General features: G+C 43.9%; 18 protein-coding genes. 8 read left to right on the top strand and 10 right to left on the bottom strand.

The window, feature by feature from the left end; translation table 11 throughout:
* Window positions 1-63: 63 nt before the first annotated feature.
* From Q0L00_RS07310 to Q0L00_RS07290, 5 genes are all read right to left on the bottom strand, one after another.
* A complete protein-coding gene (locus Q0L00_RS07310; protein WP_297336217.1) occupies window positions 64-3,234 on the bottom strand; it encodes a carboxypeptidase regulatory-like domain-containing protein in 3,171 nt (1,056 codons plus the stop codon).
* 868 nt (window positions 3,235-4,102) lie between these two features.
* Entirely contained in the window at window positions 4,103-4,309 is a 207-nt protein-coding gene (locus tag Q0L00_RS07305; protein WP_297336216.1) for a helix-turn-helix transcriptional regulator, read from the bottom strand.
* A 3-nt stretch (window positions 4,310-4,312) separates the two neighbouring features.
* Window positions 4,313-4,876 (bottom strand): DUF2975 domain-containing protein, encoded by a 564-nt coding sequence (locus tag Q0L00_RS07300; RefSeq protein ID WP_297336215.1) that lies wholly within the window; start codon window positions 4,874-4,876, stop codon window positions 4,313-4,315.
* A 627-nt stretch (window positions 4,877-5,503) separates the two neighbouring features.
* Window positions 5,504-5,914, bottom strand: a complete 411-nt coding sequence (locus tag Q0L00_RS07295; RefSeq protein WP_297336214.1) for a hypothetical protein — start codon at window positions 5,912-5,914, stop codon at window positions 5,504-5,506.
* 15 nt (window positions 5,915-5,929) lie between these two features.
* Complete coding sequence (locus tag Q0L00_RS07290) at window positions 5,930-6,154, bottom strand: helix-turn-helix domain-containing protein (protein WP_297336213.1); 225 nt, start codon at window positions 6,152-6,154, stop codon at window positions 5,930-5,932.
* 532 nt (window positions 6,155-6,686) lie between these two features.
* Here Q0L00_RS07290 and Q0L00_RS07285 point away from each other — a divergent pair.
* From Q0L00_RS07285 to Q0L00_RS07250, 8 genes are all read left to right on the top strand, one after another.
* Window positions 6,687-7,121, top strand: coding sequence for an Rrf2 family transcriptional regulator (locus tag Q0L00_RS07285; protein WP_297336212.1), 435 nt, complete (start codon window positions 6,687-6,689; stop codon window positions 7,119-7,121).
* Window positions 7,122-7,203: 82 nt separating this feature from the next.
* The gene (locus tag Q0L00_RS07280) at window positions 7,204-9,009 is read left to right on the top strand and encodes a cbb3-type cytochrome c oxidase subunit I (RefSeq protein ID WP_297336211.1); all 1,806 of its coding nucleotides are present in this window, start codon (window positions 7,204-7,206) and stop codon (window positions 9,007-9,009) included.
* A gap of 11 nt (window positions 9,010-9,020) precedes the next feature.
* Window positions 9,021-10,019: a cbb3-type cytochrome c oxidase subunit II gene (locus Q0L00_RS07275; RefSeq protein ID WP_297336210.1), complete on the top strand. Its 999-nt coding sequence runs from the start codon at window positions 9,021-9,023 to the stop codon at window positions 10,017-10,019.
* 11 nt (window positions 10,020-10,030) lie between these two features.
* Window positions 10,031-10,267 (top strand): hexameric tyrosine-coordinated heme protein, encoded by a 237-nt coding sequence (locus Q0L00_RS07270; protein WP_297336209.1) that lies wholly within the window; start codon window positions 10,031-10,033, stop codon window positions 10,265-10,267.
* Window positions 10,264-10,539 (top strand): hypothetical protein, encoded by a 276-nt coding sequence (locus tag Q0L00_RS07265; RefSeq protein WP_297336208.1) that lies wholly within the window; start codon window positions 10,264-10,266, stop codon window positions 10,537-10,539. The genes Q0L00_RS07270 and Q0L00_RS07265 overlap by 4 nt, the downstream gene beginning before the upstream one ends.
* The gene (locus Q0L00_RS07260; protein ID WP_297336207.1) at window positions 10,532-10,954 is read left to right on the top strand and encodes a cytochrome C; all 423 of its coding nucleotides are present in this window, start codon (window positions 10,532-10,534) and stop codon (window positions 10,952-10,954) included. Before Q0L00_RS07265 ends, Q0L00_RS07260 begins: the two co-directional genes overlap by 8 nt.
* Window positions 10,954-11,175: a group III truncated hemoglobin gene (locus Q0L00_RS07255; protein WP_297336206.1), complete on the top strand. Its 222-nt coding sequence runs from the start codon at window positions 10,954-10,956 to the stop codon at window positions 11,173-11,175. The genes Q0L00_RS07260 and Q0L00_RS07255 overlap by 1 nt, the downstream gene beginning before the upstream one ends.
* A 195-nt stretch (window positions 11,176-11,370) precedes the next feature.
* Window positions 11,371-11,847, top strand: a complete 477-nt coding sequence (locus Q0L00_RS07250) for a hemerythrin domain-containing protein (protein WP_297336205.1) — start codon at window positions 11,371-11,373, stop codon at window positions 11,845-11,847.
* Here the strand turns inward: Q0L00_RS07250 and Q0L00_RS07245 are convergent.
* The 5 genes from Q0L00_RS07245 to Q0L00_RS07225 form a co-directional block, all read right to left on the bottom strand.
* Entirely contained in the window at window positions 11,831-12,475 is a 645-nt protein-coding gene (locus Q0L00_RS07245; RefSeq protein ID WP_297336204.1) for an HPP family protein, read from the bottom strand. The two genes, Q0L00_RS07250 and Q0L00_RS07245, sit on opposite strands and share 17 nt — an antisense overlap.
* Before the next feature lie 70 nt (window positions 12,476-12,545).
* Window positions 12,546-13,820 carry a chloride channel protein gene (locus Q0L00_RS07240; RefSeq protein ID WP_297336203.1) on the bottom strand — a complete coding sequence of 425 codons (1,275 nt, stop codon included), beginning with the start codon at window positions 13,818-13,820 and terminating at the stop codon, window positions 12,546-12,548.
* A gap of 575 nt (window positions 13,821-14,395) precedes the next feature.
* Window positions 14,396-15,097, bottom strand: a complete 702-nt coding sequence (locus Q0L00_RS07235; protein WP_297336202.1) for an anaerobic ribonucleoside-triphosphate reductase activating protein — start codon at window positions 15,095-15,097, stop codon at window positions 14,396-14,398.
* Window positions 15,063-15,233, bottom strand: coding sequence for an anaerobic ribonucleoside-triphosphate reductase (gene nrdD, locus Q0L00_RS07230; RefSeq protein ID WP_297336201.1), 171 nt, complete (start codon window positions 15,231-15,233; stop codon window positions 15,063-15,065). The genes Q0L00_RS07235 and nrdD overlap by 35 nt, the downstream gene beginning before the upstream one ends.
* Entirely contained in the window at window positions 15,217-17,337 is a 2,121-nt protein-coding gene (locus tag Q0L00_RS07225) for a ribonucleoside triphosphate reductase (protein ID WP_297336200.1), read from the bottom strand. Before Q0L00_RS07225 ends, nrdD begins: the two co-directional genes overlap by 17 nt.
* Between the last annotated feature and the right edge of the window lie 115 nt (window positions 17,338-17,452).

The following is a 17,452-nucleotide window of genomic DNA, read 5'->3' as shown; positions in this document are numbered from 1 at the left end:
TTAATAAAATAGGAATTTGGAGGTCCAAAGGACACTCCAAATTCCAGCTTGGATTGGTGGTTTTTAGAAGAAAATTCGTCCTGAAACCTGAATCTGATAAGGCGTACCTCCTGGGTTGGCCACCCCTACATTCGGATTAATTTCGTAAATGTATTGCTGAGTTTCTGGATCAAAGTTTCGGATGGTCATCAAGCTTTGATTTCTAAGGATTTTATTGGTCCCCCAGGTTTTGTTGAGCAAGTTAGCCACATTGAATACGTCAGCACCCAATTCGATTCCAGCTTTCTTTTTAGATCCGAAGAAGAGCTTTTTAGCCAACCGAAGGTCCCAGTTGCCATAAAATCCGTTTTCTCCCCCATTTCGCGTGGCGATCTGTCCAAGGCTGTTTTGAATGTATTCCATCGCTAAATTGTCCGAGTTGGATAAAACATCCTGCATATCTGTTCGGATCGTCTCTGGCAAGCTTGTGTTGTTTGGATCAAAAACGAATGCCAAATCATTGGAATTGACAAAGTCACCGTTAACATTTCCATTGACAACCAATGAGTAGCGGGTACCGCCGATTCCTGAATAACGAACGCCCAGCGTAAAGCCTTTGTATGAAGGAAGTGTCCCGTAAAACACGACTTTGTTTCGGTACTGCCCGTTGGAATAGGTCATGCGAGAAAGGTCTCTGGGATCATCGACCACTGCCTGGAAAAGGGTAGCCGAGTTGGCTACGTTTCCATTATAAGACGTATTGTCTTTGGAGTCATTCCAAGTATAGCTTAAAGTCACCTCTCCATCCCTAAGGTAACGGTAGGTAGCATCAAGCACCATGGTGTAGGTATTATTTCTGCCTTCGCTTACAAGCTCAAGCACTCTTCCCAATTCAGTGGTTTTTCTTCCTTCGGTCCAATCGGCGTTCCCATTGGAAGTACTGATGGTTTCTGCTGGAACAAATACCCCTCTATTTCCTTCATTTGCCAATCGGAAATAGGGGTTATCAACCAAGTTTCGATCGACATACATGTAGTTATTTCGAGCGAAAGATGCAATGAAATTAGCCCCTACTCGGAGTCGATTGTTAATGATCCGGCTGTACATCACATTGCCTTTATATACAGTTGGAACCTTGAGGTCGGCAGAGTTCATATTGATGGTTGTCACTGGAGAAATATTGGGATTATTCAACAGATCCACTCCGGGTGCGGTGTCAGGATTATCCCGATAAGACGGAAAGTTTGGTGTGGGAACATTTGCTCCGGTAATATCTACGGCAACAATTTTGGTCCCGTCAAATTGAAGGTTGTTGACATCGGTGTAGTTATTGAGGGCAGAACCAAATACCCCAGCACCTATTCTCAAAATATCGCGCTGGCGCTCATTGATATCCAAGGTGAATTGGAATCTGGGTTGAATCTGAAAACCACCGGTTTTCACATCGGTACGAAGACCCAATTCATCAAAAACAGTTTGGTTAAAATTAGGTGCGTTTTTATAGGTGGTATAATCGCCTCGTAAACCTAGCGTCAGGTTCATGCCATTTCCCAGATCCGTATCAGACTGGGCGTAGATGCCTCCACCAAACACTTTTTGCTGTACGGTAGGATCGGTTAAGGCTACTTCTCGGGCATAGCGATAGGGGGTCAGGTTGTCAAAATTATCTAGGCCGGTAAAATAGAATCGTCCATTGAATTCACTGGTGGCCAAGGATGTAAGATTATTGAGCAAAAGATCCATTCCAAAGACATAATTGGTCTTGCCCTTGTTGTAATAAAGGTTGTTGACCAGTTGGTAAACATGGGACTCAAATCTTTCGGGCAAATAACGCTGACCTCCTAATTGGATGGTGGTATTTACATTTCTATCATCCACTTGAGACTCGACCCGCTCTACAATGGCTCTTGGAATATTTTGACTGGGAAGCTGAGCGCTTGGCCTCCCGTCATCCAAAGTGTAGAGGTATTGGATTTTCAGTTCATTGGTCACATTTTGAGACAAAACTGTTCGCAAGGAGGCCAGTAAACTATTTGCTTTGGACAGGTGGTCTCCGTACACTTCATACAGGTTAATTCTGGAATTGTCAGAAACCCCCTGACTATTTAAATCCCAAGAAAAATTATTTCGTACGGAAAGCAGGTTTTTGGAATTGATCTGATAATCGAGTCGGGCAAAAGCGGTATGGGAATATCTGATTTTGTCAAAACTTCCCGTTTGTTGGGATTCCGCCACGCCATATTTGGAACGGGCGATTTGAAGGTATCGGTCCAGGGATTCTTGGGAGAGATTAAATCGTACTTCATCTTGGGGAGTTCGGATATCTGCGATGAAAAGTGGACGGGCATCCCGCTGACCATCGTAAGCGACAAAATAATGCAATTTATTTTTGATGATGGCTCCCCCTAAGGTCATTCCGTATTGTAGAATGGAAAATTCATCCTGACGTCTATTTCCTCTGGTATCGAAATTACTGGCCAACCAGTCTGCCCGGTTAAACATAAAAGCAGAACCTTGCATTTCATTGGTTCCTGTTTTAGTCACCGCACTGATAATACCTCCTCCGCTTCGACCATTGGTGACGTCATAATCGTTGGTGGAAACTTCAAATTCACGGATCGCCTCCATGGAAATCGAAAAAGGTCCCCGGTTGGTTGATCCACTGGATAGCGGACTTCGGTTCGTCATCCCATCTATGGTGTAGTTGGTAGAAGAGAAGAGTTGTCCCAAAAGGTTATTGCCATTGGACACAGGAGATAAATTCACCAAGGAACTGAAATTTCTTCCATTCACGGGAAGGGTGGTCATATCTTTTGCGGTGATTGCCGTCGAGCTTCCAAGACGATCAATGCTATTGGTCAACGAAGTAGCCACCACACTGACTTCATTTAATTCCTGTGCATCCTCACTGAGCTGAAGATCAAATTTTAGATTATCCCCTTGGTTCAAGGCGATATCGGTCAAGGTTTTTGAGGCATAACCAAAATAGGAAACCGACAGGGTGTAATTGGTTCCCAGTGGGATTTGGGAGATGATGTATTTCCCAGATTCTGTAGTGACCGTTGAAGCGGTAAAGCCGGTCAATTCGTTTTTGACAATGATTTGTGCGCCAATCAATGGTGAACTGGCATCATCCCGGACTGTTCCCGAAACGGTGGCATTGACTACCTGTGCCTGGATTTCGCTGCTTAGGAAAAGATGGAAGGTCAATCCCAAAATCCCCAAGGCTAGTTTGGTAAAAGTTTTGAATTTCATAAACGTAGTGATTGAATTACTTCCTCAAAACTAGCTGGGTGAAAAGCGAAGGAATGTTAAAAATTAACATGAGCGCCATTGTTTACAAAAGCATAAAATGCGAAACAATAAGCTAACAAAGGAGCTGAGGCAAGGTGAGGGTTCTGCGGAATGTCAAGCCTATCGATAACCATACAGGTACCGGTGAGAAAAGTGTTTTTCGCTTACGAACCTCCACTTTTTCAAAGGAGGACTTCCTTTCCTTGGGCCTTTTTAATCATCCCTATTTGGGTCTTAAGAAAAATGTCGAGTGGATAAAGAAGCGGTGAATTTGAGTCCAAAAGCCGCCAGTTCGACAACTAGTCTTTCTAGTAAGTAAAGATTCTTTCCTGGAAAAAAGCCATTTCGCAACTATCTAAAAGTCTTATCGCTGGAATTTTATGCGCAGCCCCGGCCTCCCGATTTCTTGATTTGCCTAGCATAGGAAGACGAGTCAACTTTTTGATACCATTGAAAGATCGGAACTTTCAATCCCCTTTCACCTAACTAAAGCGGAAGGATTGGCATGCCAGAAACTCTTTGATGCACACTTAACCAAAAGGTGACCATCAAACAGTTGAATTGGATCGAAAATAATGGAATGAAGCGATACTGAAGGCTCCTCTCTTTTGCGATATAGTTTCCCTAGTCTCCACAGGCAGAAATCTCCTTCACCGAGCTTAATCATAAGGCAGATTGAAGCTGACAGAAAGAGAACAAGAATTTTCAAGCTCTCATTCTAAGTCTTCTTTGCTCCTGTTCCTTTTTAAGTGTTGTACACTAAGAGTTGAACTCAAGTAAAAACTTTTTAGAATTCCTTTCTTTTCTAGTCTAAAGACTTTTGCCTTCCTCAATCCCGCAAATACTCTAATAAATCCCCAGGCTGGCAATCCAGCGCTTCACAGATAGCTTCTAGGGTGCTAAAGCGGACTGCTTTAGCTTTACCCGTTTTGAGAATGGACAGATTCGAAAGTGTGATATCCACTTTCTCGGAAAGCTCATTGAGCGACATTTTCCGTTTGGCCATCATCACATCTAAGTTTACAATAATAGGCATGGCTTATACCGTCAATTCATTTTCTTCCTGAATTTCAACCCCTCGCTTAAATACGATACTGATGGCAATCAATAGGGCGGCCATGAGCAAAAACTCGAAGCCGTTACCCACCATCTGCGGCGCGCGATCCAGCACGTTACCCCTGACACTCATCCATTTGAACAGTGCAGAGGAAAAAATGATCGCTACCCCGATCTGCAAAGCCAAATAGCTGATTTGAGAGATGAGCTTGGATACTGCCCGGCTAAAGGGATGTACGAGATCGATTTTGAGAAAAACACGAATCATCAAATAAAAAAGGTATGCCTTTTGGCCTGCAATAAAGAGCAAAATGGAAATTACTCCTCCATAGTACCAGCTATTCTCCTCCTGCAAGGCAGAAAGATTGAGCCCTTCAGACAGATTCTGAGATACCAAAGGATTAAAAAAGCTGTAAATAAAGGTGAATAGCAACGCACCTGCCTGAATGCACAGTCCGATAAAGATGGACCAAATGACTATGGTGATCAACATCAAAGATGGCTGATTGACCCACTTTTCTTTCCACTGAGTTTTGAATGTATTCATAGAGATCTAAATTTGAATTATCAAATTTCAGAATATTTTTATTGAAAAACAATAAATAATAATTGAAAAAAAATATCTCTTACTAGAGTTCCTTACTAAGATACTGGTGGTCACGATATTTTGCCTAACCTGGGAGAAATCCCAGCAGGATGATTTGCTTCCGCTCAGAATAAATCATGAATGATGGTTTATCTGAATCTTAATGGGGACAAGGGACTTTCCTTTTTCTGTTTGCCATATTTAGATAGAAAAGCGAACCTACCCCTTTTAAAAAAAGGAAAGGAGGTGTTGAATGGGAGCGCGTGATACAAAAGCTTGGGTAGCTTTAAGGGGAAAGAAATGAAGATTTCCTTGCCGCATCAAGGAGAAAAAAATATAGTCCATTCTAATCGCTCATTACTTTCTTTTCTCTTTCGTTTACCTGAAATCAAGTTTTATACAGGCCTTTGTGCCATGCTGTTCTTTCCCTCATTCCCCCTCTTTTGGTCTTGACCGTTTTGATCGATTGTAAAATTCCAGGTTTCCATCAGGCAATCCGCTGAGACATTCGGACTCTCGCAGATCTGTCTGGTTCCCTCGACGATCAAAAATTCCTGGGTTTCGCTACAGCGGATATTTTTTCCATATTCATTGCCCCCCCCCGTAGGTCCTTTGCCAAAGGACTTCCCCCATAGGGTCTGTTTTGATCAGGAGAATATCATAATTTCCTGCTCCAAAGGCACTAGTCGAGCCCAAAATAAGAGCACCCCCATCCTGAGTCTTCAGAACTGCAGCACCCTTGTCATAACTCGATCCCCCATAGGTCTTTTGCCAAAGGATTTCTCCAGCAGCATTTTTCCGGGTGACCTCAATATCGCATTCGGATTTAAACCCGAAATTGACCGTTTGAATTTCCAATTTTCTACTTTCAAAAGAACCCGGATCAGAAGTAGGGGAAAGGCCAAGCTCCTGGCTCCAGGGTAGAGTGACCAAGCCCAATAGAGCAAGTCCTAAAAGTAACAGAAGCTTAGGTTGAAGGAATTGAAGGATAGGTTTCATGGTTTTTAAGAAGGCTCAATTCAACGATTGATTGATTGTGAAGGCAGGATCTTGATCCTCTGATTGCCATCTCATATTCAAGACTTCCTGTAATTTGGACTGGGTCAAAAGACTAGGGGTCACTTCCCCTTTTTCCAATCGCTGAATCGTCAGCAGGGTTAGTTCACATCGTTGGGCTAGTTCACTTTGCGTCCACCCCCGAGCGAGTCTTCGAGATTTGATTTCAGTTCCGTAATTCACAGCACAATAGTAAAAGGTAAAAACAGGATTAAAAACGACTTGGATATGACATCCACACGACATTCTGCAGAATAGGATCTCCGAATGACAGATTTCCCTAATTCATGAAATCGAGTGGCCTACCCATTTTCCAAGAATACAGCTATTTTTTAAAAAGAGCTCCTCCCTTGGATAAAACAAAAAGACAGGTCCTCTCTTGTCCCGATAAACCTAAAAATCAATTCGACCTCTAGACCTGAGATCAACCAATGGTTTAACTGATCGACTGGATTTTACCCTAGACTAAGCATTCGACTCCTGCCTTTATCCAAAAGAATTTAAGCAATAGGTTGCATCTTTTTATTCATCGAGATTAAAATCAGCAGAGCAGTATCATTTCTCCTATCTTTAATCGGACCTTCAATCTATATATTTCTAGATCGGAACCGCATACCTGCTAGTCTGATTTTTTATTCATGAAAAAGGACTTTTTATTTACGATGTTTTTGTCGGAAATGATTTTTGTCATACTTTTGACCAAGTCAAAAAAAGAATGTTTTCAAAAGCTTGTGAATACGGGATCAAGGCTATGATTTACGTGGCTACCCAATCCCTCAAAGGAGACAGGATTAAAATCGGTGACATCGTGGAAAAAGTAGGTTCACCCGAAGCATTTACGGCAAAGATCCTATCCGATTTGGTAAAAAGCGGTTTGATTGAATCGCTCAAAGGACCATACGGTGGCTTCTTTATACAGCCCCGAAATATGGAGTCCATAAAAATAATCCAAATCGTGTCGGCCATAGACGGGGAGTCCATCTTCCTAGGATGTGGACTTGGACTTTCGGAATGTAATGCCCTACAGCCCTGCCCTATGCATTCTAAATTTGTCAAAATCCGTTCTGAACTCAAAAAGGCTCTAGAAACAACCAGCCTATTGGAGCTTGCCATTGGGATTAAATCCGGAAAAACCATCTTGACTCGATAGCTATTTTTTTGACTCTATTTCCGACAATTTTATCGAAAATAAAAAACAATAAATTGATCATAAATCCAAAGTACTAGCTAAAATGAAGCGCATTATCCTTTCCTCTCTACTTCTTTTCTTTCTTGTGGGAGAAACTTTTTCTCAGACCCTTCCTAACCCAGACTTGGATAACTGGTGGTCGAGCCCCGGCATCATCGGTACGGCACTGTTGATCGCCATCATTTCATTTGTAGCCATCTTGATTGTCGGTTCCCGCCTGTCAGCGTTCATCCAAGGACTTCAAAACCGATCTCAACTCAGGGAAAAAGAACGGATCAAATTTGAGCTAATTAACTGGGAAGAAGAGGAATTGGATTGGATATTGGAAAAAAGAAGGGCTGCCAAAACCTACAGGCTTACTGGAAGAGAGCTTTCAGGCCATGGGGCTTCTGAAGATCAGCGAGGGTTGATCGCCAAAGTCACCCGCCATCCTGAAAATCCACTCGTCGATGAAAAAAAGCAAGAAACCCTACGGCTGGAAACACCCGAGCCTTTACGAAACTTGATGGGTTGGTACCTAGGAGCAGCAGTATTTTGGTTGGTTTTCGGGACTATGGTGGGGCAGTATGTGGGTATGAAATTCATCTGGCCGGAAATGGATCAGAGCCCTTGGCTTTCTTTTGGAAGACTTCGCCCGGTTCACACCAATACGGTTTTTTGGGGTTGGGCCTCCTTGGCCATGGTGGGATTGGGGTACTTTGTGATTTCCAGAACCTCCAACACCCGAATCTTTTCCTATACCCTTGCCAGAGTCGCTTGGTATCTGATGAATTTCGCTGTGGTGCTGGGCAATTTGTTCTTAATGAATGGGATCAATAATGGGGGCGGAGAATACCGGGAGTACATTTGGCCGGTTGCGGTATTATTTGCCGGAGGCTTGATTCTAACCTTTTACAACTTCTATCAAACGGTCGCCAGCCGTAAAATTTCCGAAATCTACATTTCAAATTGGTACTTATTGGGCGGATTGATCTGGACGATCACACTCGTTCTGATCGGGTATATTCCCACTTTTCAGGATGGACTTGGTGAGACAGTCATTCAGGGCTACTACATGCATCAGGGAGTCGGGATGTGGTTTATGACCTTTACCTTGGGCTTAATCTATTATTACCTCCCCACTGCCTTAAATAAACCGATTTATTCTTATTCCCTGGGTGTTTTGGCCTTTTGGACCCAAATGCTATTCTATACCCTAATCGGTACGCATCACTTTGTGTTCAGTCCTTTGCCTTGGTGGCTTCAGACCGTAGCCATTGTCTTCAGTGCCGGGATGTTTATACCCGTGCTATCAGGTACGACCAATTTTCTGATGACCATGAAAGGTAGCTGGAGTGCGATATCCAAAAGTTATGTACTTCCCTTCTTTCTGGTAGGAGTGGTTTTTTATTTTGTCGGTTCCACTCAAGGGAGTCTGCAAGCATTCCGGCTGACCAACTTCATCTGGCATTTTACCGATTTCAACGTAGCCCATTCTCACATGACCATGTATGGGATCATCACCTTTATTCTTTGGGCCTGCATTTATGCCTTACTGCCCAAAGTGACCGGAAAGGAACCTCCTGGCTTGGGAGTAGGCATTCATTTTTGGTTAGCTTTTGTGGGGCTTTTTGCCTATATGATATCTCTTATGGCCGGTGGGACGCTGAGGGGTTTGAGTTGGATAGAAGGCGAGAACTTTATCCACTCGGTGATCTTAATGCAACCTTATTGGGTATGGAGAGCAATTGGAGGTACGCTGATGTTGGTCTCCCATTTGGTCTTTGCTTTCAATTTTATAAAGATGGTGCGAGCGGATAAATCCGAAACGGTTCAGCTATCCCCTGCTCTTTCTTCTACTCATATTTAACTCCTAGGCCCATGTTAGACTTTCATAAAAATCATAAACTACTCGTCTTTACAGCCTTTCTGGGTTTTGCAGTTCTAAGTACCATTATCGCAATCTTACCTGCCGTTCAACTTCAAGAAGTGGAACCCTTGCCCGGAATGAGGGAATTGAATTCGCAAGAACTCCAAGGCCTTCAGGTCTATGTTTCAGAAAACTGCATGTCCTGCCATACCCAGCAAGTACGTAACATAGAAATGGATCAAGTTTGGGGCCATCGACCCTCTTTGGCTTCCGATTACTATTACAGCAAAAAGCGACAGGATATCTGGAGACAGTCACCCTCTCTACTGGGAAGTGAACGTACCGGCCCAGATCTAAGCGAAATCGGTAAAAGACAATCGGGGAAGGAGTGGCACTTACTTCATTTATTCAATCCCCGTATGGTAGTTAAAGAATCAATCATGCCTAGTTACCCTTGGCTTTTTGAAGAAAAATCACCTGCCCTAGTCACTCAGAAGGATGTGGTTGTTCCTGTCCCCCAAAATCTTCTAAAAAATCCAGATCACAAATTGGTGGCCAAGCCCGAAGCCCTGAATTTGGTCAGTTATTTACAATCGCTCGTTCAGGCCGATTTAGGGACAGCATCTGATCCTGGCTTTATTCCTTCGACACGTCAAACATCAGCACCATCGCAGGAAGAAAACTCCCTGGAATTAGACGGACTTCAACTCTACGCTGAAACTTGCGCCGCCTGTCATCAGCCAAACGGAGAGGGAATAGTCGGAGCATTTCCCCCTTTGGCAGGAAGTGAAATTGTTACTGATCACGATCCAGATATCCTAATTCAAATTATCTTATCAGGCTATGACGCCAGACCGGAGTTTGGAGCGATGCCGGGATTCGCCGATCTGCTTACCGATGAAGAAATTGCCGCTATTGCCAATCATGAACGAACCAGTTGGGGGAATGAAGCTCCAAAGGTCACCGTGGAGCAAGTCGCAGAAATACGAAAATTTATCCTTAACCCCTAAAATCCAAGCTCATGCCCGCATCTGAAAGTTACCTCGAATCGCTGATTACTGCCACTCCTCAGGAAGGACGAAATTTGGCGATAAAACTTACCCGAAAATCCATCGGAGCCATCCAAACTGCCCCTGAAATCCACAAAAAACTTCGAACTGATTATGTAGAAGATACTGCCCAATTGATTGCCTCAGCGCAGGTCATCCCCATGGAATTCCAAACCATTGCCCTGGCAAACAACTACTGGAAATCATGAAAAAGGGGTCATTATTGCTCTTCCTCTTCTTAGCCTCGGTCATTCAGGCATTCCCCTGTGATGTTTGCAAACGGAATCAGCCCAAGCTCTTACAGGACATCAGTCATGGAACTGGACCACAGGCCGATTCGGAATATTTCATCCTAGCAGGAGCGGTACTGGTGGTGCTTTTCACCCTCATGTATAGCCTCAAATTTCTCCTGAAACCCGGTGAGAAAAGTCCCCAACACATCAAGAATACGATCTTAACCCCAGTCCACAAACATGAATGACAATCGAAAAATTAGGGTTTTTCTCGATGAGGACCCTATTCCCTTTGCTGAATTCAGTCCGCCTATTAAGTTTGTGTTAGACACCACAAAAATTCCCGATGGCAAGCATCAGCTACGCATCGTTGCCCAGTCTACTTCGGGAAGGGAAGGAGTGAAAACGGTTCCCTTTGAAGTCAGAAACGGTCCATCGATCTCAGTGGTGGGACTTCAAAATGGAGAGGTAGTGACTGATCAAGTCCCGGTGACCATTAATTCCTATGGAAGCGAGCGCAACGATTTCTTTCTGATTCGGGGCTCGGAAACCCCTAAAGGAATCCCTTCCTGGGTTTGGGCTACCTTGATTTCCTTTGTAGGGTTTGCCCTCTTTTATTTTATCATGTACTGGAATCCCGATCATTACCAATCCTTCTTTTAATGACTAAATCAGACCTACACCACCTCAGTGGTATTCGGATCCTTGTTGATCAATCTTACCGAAAAGTGAGACAGAACGACCTTTTGAAAAATATTTTTGAAACTATCATTCAATACCGATGGGAAGACCATTTGGAGAAAATGTATCAGTTCTGGCAAACCGTCCTGCTCGATGAGCATACCTTCCAGGGAAGTCCATTCGTACCTCACCCACATTTATGAGCGGAAAAAGCTCATTTTGATCGCTGGATTCAGATTTTCGTTGAAACTGTCGATGACAATTTCTTCTGAGAAAAAACCCAGAGGGCTAAATAGCAAGGGGAACGAATGGCCGAGATGTTTCATTTTAAAATCAAGTATTATCGAAATTCCACAGTAGATCCCATCGTATAATCGCTTCAACCCTTTCACGAAATCATGAAAAAGATAACTCCGCTCAAACGCCATCCAGCCCTACATCACCTCAGCCACGATCATCACCAGGGGCTCTTGCTCTGTTGGAAAATCCGTCAAGGATTCAAGTGGCGTATTGATCCAATCCGAATGAAAGCATATTGCCAGTGGTTTTGGACCAATCATCTTGAAACCCACTTTGAAGAGGAGGAAAAACTCATATTCCCCATTTTGGCCACTGATGATGTCCTAATCAAACAAGGCCTAAGCGAACATCGACGATTAAGAAAGCTGTTTGCCACTTGGGAAATTCCGGAAAAAACGTTGGGTCAAATTGAAGAAGAACTTGAAAAACATATCCGATTCGAAGAGCGGGTACTTTTTCCACTCATTCAGCAAAAGGCTTCCCCTACCCAATTGGAGGATATTGCAAGACATGCAAACCGGGAAAAATTTGTGGAAAATGAGCAGGATCCATTTTGGATCAAGCCTGGCGCTTAGGTTTCGGGATTTCCAAACTTGGTCTAGGATTTCGAAAAGACCGGAACCATCCCTTCCGAACTTTTAAATACTTGGTAAACCGCGAGTTAGTGGGATAGACCCGGTTTTTGGTCATGTTATTGAATACCAAAGCTACCAGCAACAAAATCAGGCTACCGGTCAACACCGGTGAAAGCACATACCAAAACCCAAGTTCCTTAATCCTTTCGGTTCCAATAACGGCAATCAGCGCAGTAGCTCCACCCGGAGGATGAAGGGTTTTAGTCACTTGCATCAACACAATCGAAGAGGATACGGCCAAAGGAGCTGCCAACCAGAGGATTTCTGGAAACACCTGGGACATGACAACACCGGCCAAGGCAGAGATCACATGGCCTCCCACCAGATTTCGAGGTTGGGCAAGCGGACTTTGAATAGCACCATAGACTAATACTGAGGAAGCTCCAAATGACCCAATAAGAAATATATTTTCTTCCCGGGTCAAAAAGTAAGTCTGATAAAAAGCAATGGCGCCAATCCCGACAAATGCTCCCAAAAAAGACCAGAATTGTTCTTTAAAATCGATGAGCGTTTCCCGATAGAGGATATACTGAGATATCCGGAACGCTCGCTTGATGCGCTTTTTCAAGGTAAACCAGGTTTAATAGGCAGAATTGAAGCAACAGCACTTCGGTATTGCAAAGTTCGATTTGGAAGAGCTAAGCCTCAATATTTTTCAACTGGGAATGGATAAATGGAATTCGAGGTGCTAAAAAGTACCCCGTCAAGCTCGCAATCAAAATAGGAACAAAATGACCAAAGCCTGTTAACACACAGAGCAAAATCGTGGTACTGACCGGAGTTCGGGTTACACAAGCATTGACAGCTGCCATACAACTCACCCAGGTCAGTGTAGGATTTAGACTGGGAAAAAGTTCACAAAGCAACAATCCAAGGCAAGTTCCTACAAAGAACAATGGAATGATAAACCCACCTCTCCAACCGGAGGTTACCGTGACCGATATGGCTAGAATTTTCATTCCCAAAATCAAAAGCAGGGCTTCCCAGCTCAAATTCAGCACGATCAATTCATTGATCTCATGATGGCCAAAATAACGCGTAATCGGAAATCCAAAGCCAATGACTCCCAAAACCAATCCTCCCAGTGTGGTCTTGGCATAAATAGGCATGGGTACGGATTCAAAGGCTTTCTTACAGGCTTTTGTACTAAAGATAAATATCCATGCGACCAAAGATCCTAGTATCGCAATGCCAAAAGCGTAACCAAAATCGAAAATTCCCTGGTAGCTGTATTGGGGGAAATTCCAGGTTGGTCCCAATCCCAAATGGATAATCAAGGCAAAAACGAGGTAACTGAAGCAACTTGCAACCAATGCAGGTACAACTGCCCGGTAATATTCGAGCATGTGTTTATGATGCAATATTTCCACAGCAAATAGACTTCCTCCTAAAGGAGCTCCAAATAGGGCCGTAAACCCAGAAGCCATCCCCGCAATGCTGTAAGTACGAAGAGCTTCTCCTTTAAGTCGAAACAATTTTCCAAGCCATGTACCTGTAGAACCCGTAACTTGAACCAAAGGCGCTTCAGGCCCTAGGCTTCCTCCTGCGGCAACACAAATCAAGGAAGAAAGAATCATGGATGGGTTGTTTTTTGGATTCAGCTTCCCTTTATTAAATCGGATATTATTGACAATCAGATGAATTTCTCCAGGATCCCCTATCCAGTGAATAATCAATCCTGCGAGCAGGCCCGCAAAAGTCATCAGCGGAATGACCGTCCAACCCTCAAGGCCCGCTAAAATATGAATTAGGGACTCTAATGTCACCCAATAAACTCCCGCAATGCTTCCACCGACCAAGCCTAAAAGCGCCCAAAGCCAAAAATCCCTTCCAAACAAAAAAGGACTAAAGCGAATAGGCTGATCGAGTATACTGGAGTATTCGATGAGTTTACGTTTTTGCTTGATTTTCAAAATTTACTTGATTGATCAAGCTTGCAAAGTAAGGCGTTGCAAATGCCAATAGGAAAGAAAATCGTCAAAAAGTGGAGAAAAGAATCTTTGTTCCCCTCGGAAATCCATAGGAATAACTCCCAGGATTAATTCAGCCCTTTCTCAACATACTCCGGAATTTGGTTATCATTCTTCAGCAAAAGACTCAAAGGCTAAATTTTGGACTACCGCCTTTTCTAGCTTAGGAGAGATGGTCATTACCTCCAATACTTCCTAGGGCTACTTTCTGGATAAATGTGTATATCTAAACTAAAGAGTAGCAAACACAATTGCTGTAAAAATCGAATGTAAAAGCCAACCCTAAGCGTTCTTTTCCAAAGCTTCCGGTATATTGGGGGAAGTAAAGGAAGAGTACCCTCAAGGGAATTCTTGTGAGTACTCATTAAAACCCCCAACTCCGATCCGCTCAAGAGTTCTCTCCTTGATTAGCCGATCAGCAATTTCTTTATTGAAAATCCTTTCTAGCCTAAACTTCATCAATTCATCAAAAATTGGTCTTTTTGGCACATTGGCTTATTGGGGTTTCCGTCTTGCCCTCAATTCCTCCACAGACCTATTTCGGTTTTCAGGCTAGGTTTCTTGCTTTCCCCCAGTCTTCCCAGAGACTGCTTCTCACCCCTAAAATGCTGCAAATAATAGTTTCCCGAATAGCCTTTTCCCCTCAACCAGGTTACCATCTCTTGAAGGTCTTCTATGGTCAACTGATCGGAGTGCACGGTCGTTCTCACCTCAAACTGAACTTTGGATGGGATGAGGATTTCAAGTGATTTTTCGAATAAAAAAAATAAATGAGTTTGGGTGATTTGTTCATATTTCTGAGCCATTGCTTTAAAATCCAATGCCACATAATCCACCAGATCATCCTCAATCAATTGTCTAATGACCTCTGGCCGACTTCCGTTGGTATCAATTTTTACTTCAAAGCCCATCTTTTTCACTTCATGGATCAAGGGAATCACCTGAGGGTGAATTGTACATTCTCCTCCACTGAAAACCACTCCATCCAAAAGCCTTCTTCTGGCAAGTAAAAAATCCTGGATCTGACCCCAACTCAGCTTTCCTTTCCCAAGGACAATCTCTGGATTGTAGCAGTATGCGCAGCGCATGTTGCAACCGGCAAACCAGAGGATGCAAGCCGTACGGTCCGGAAAATCCAGCAAGGTAAATGGGGAGACGCTGAAGATAGGCCTCCCCTTTTCCAGCCTATTCCTGGAAGTGAGTTCGCTGCTTGTGTTCACCTTTTTTGCCGATGTTGAAACTCTCTACAGGTCGATGATAGCCCATCACACGGGTATAGACCAGGCATTTGGTACGATTTGCTTCATGGAGTTGAAGCTTGATTTGGGATTGGATTTGTTTAGTGTTTGTCTGCATAGCGAATTGGATTTTGGTTTAAGTCAGTGAGAAGGGCTTCGTCACATTTGGGGCAGTATTCGTGCTCGCCGTTGAGATAGCCGTGAACCGGGCAAATGCTAAAAACCGGTGTCACCGTGATGTAGGGCAGCTTAAAGTTGGACAGGACTTTCTTGACCAAGCGACGGCAGGCTTCAGGAGAAGATATTTTTTCTCTCATGTAAAGGTGAAGGACAGTACCTCCGGTGTATTTGGTCTGGAGCTCATCCTGCAGCAAAAGTGCCTCAAAAGGATCATCTGTAAAGTCTACTGGAATCTGGGAGCTGTTGGTATAATAGATGTTTTCTTCCCTTCCGGCTTGGATGATCTCCGGAAAGCGTTTTTTATCCTCTTTTGCAAATCGATAGGTGGTGCCTTCTGCCGGTGTAGCCTCCAGATTGTACAAGTTGCCGGTTTCTTCCTGAAACTCCTTCATGCGTCTCCGGATGTGTTCTAACAGTTCTATAGCCAGCGTTAGTCCATAATTTCCGGTGATATCTTCTTTTCCCTGGGTGAAATTGAGGATCATTTCATTCAGACCGTTTACTCCGATGGTGGAGAAGTGATTGCGGAAATGTTTCAGGTATCGGCTGGTGTAGGGATAAAGCCCCCGGTCATACATTTCTTGAATGAACACACGCTTTTTCTCCAAGGTGGACTTGGCAAGCTGCATAAGACAATCTAATCGCTCGTAGAGTCCGGGTTTGTTTCCGGCAAAAAGAAATCCCAACCGAGCCATATTGATGGTAACCACACCAATACTTCCGGTCATTTCAGCACTGCCGAAAAGCCCATTTCCGCGCTTGAGTAATTCCCGCAAATCCAGCTGTAAGCGGCAGCACATGGAACGAACCGCGTTGGGCTTGTAGGCAAGGGGATTATCTACCTTTTGGCCATTTTCATCATAAGTGTATTGACTGCCGATGAAGTTTTGGAAATAGGAGGAGCCGATTTTGGCGGTATTCTCAAAAAGCAGATCCGTATTTGGTCCGTACCAATCAAAGTCCTCGGTGATATTTACCGTGGGTATCGGAAAGGTGAAAGGCTGCCCATTGGCATCTCCTTCAGTCATGATGGTGTAGAAGGCCTGGTTGATCAGTTGCATTTCAGGTTGAAAATGGGTGTAGGTTAATTCTTCCAAACTGTTCACTCCTCGTTTTTGGGCATTTTCCAAAAGCAAATCCGAAGCAACTCCTTTAAAAAGATGGAGGTCACTTTTGGTTGGCATTTGATCTTTTAGATCCTCTGGCACCACCCAATCTAGGGTCACGTTGGTAAACGGTGACTGACCCCATCGAGCGGGTACATTTAGGTTGTAAACAAATGACCGGATGGCTTTTTCAATCTCCTGGTAACTCAGTTGATCCTTGAATACATAGGGGGCCAGATAGGTATCAAAAGAGCTGAATGCTTGGGCACCCGCCCACTCGCTTTGAAGAATACCCAGGAAATTAGCCATCTGACCCAATGCTTCTCGAAAATGAGACGGGGGCCGACTTTCGACCCTACCCCGAACGCCATTGAAACCTTCATTGAGAAGGACTCTCAGACTCCAACCGGCACAGTAGCCCGTCAGGCAATCCAAATCGTGAATGTGAATATCACCTTTACGGTGGGCATAGCCTTCCTCCTTGCTATATACCTTATCCAGCCAATAGTTGGCGATGATTTTGCCTGCCACATTGTTGACCAAACCGGCATTTGAAAAGGAGGTATTGGCATTAGCATTAATCCGCCAGTCGGTCTGCTTGATGTATTCCTCAATGGTCTGCGTGCTATCCACATAGGTCGTGTCCTCATGAATCCCAGCTGTATGTTCCCGCTGTAACTTCCGGGTGTGTCGATACAACATAAAGGAGCGCATGACTTCAAAGTGGCCTGCTGCAAACAATTCCTTTTCGATCAGATCTTGAATATCTTCTACTGCCCAAGTGGTTTTGGTTTCCATTTTTTGAATCACTGCTTGGAAGAGACCAGAATCGTATTCTTTTAGGACACTTTGAAAGCCTTTTCTCAAGGCATCTTCGATTTTAAATGGGATAAACGGAGCGTATTCTCCATTACGCTTGATGACGTATTGATCCATAGTGGCGTGGGTCTGTGCGTGGTTTGATGGGGTGAAAATTAGCCAAAAAAACAGGCTTCAAAAGGATTGTTAGACCTAACTTTGCTCAGGTTCTCAGTTGATCTAAATCATACTT

The sequence above is a fragment of the Algoriphagus sp. genome (assembly GCF_024305035.1).
Classification (GTDB): domain Bacteria; phylum Bacteroidota; class Bacteroidia; order Cytophagales; family Cyclobacteriaceae; genus Algoriphagus.
Note: the sequence above shows the minus strand (reverse complement) of the source record. Positions and strands in the feature narration are given on the sequence as shown.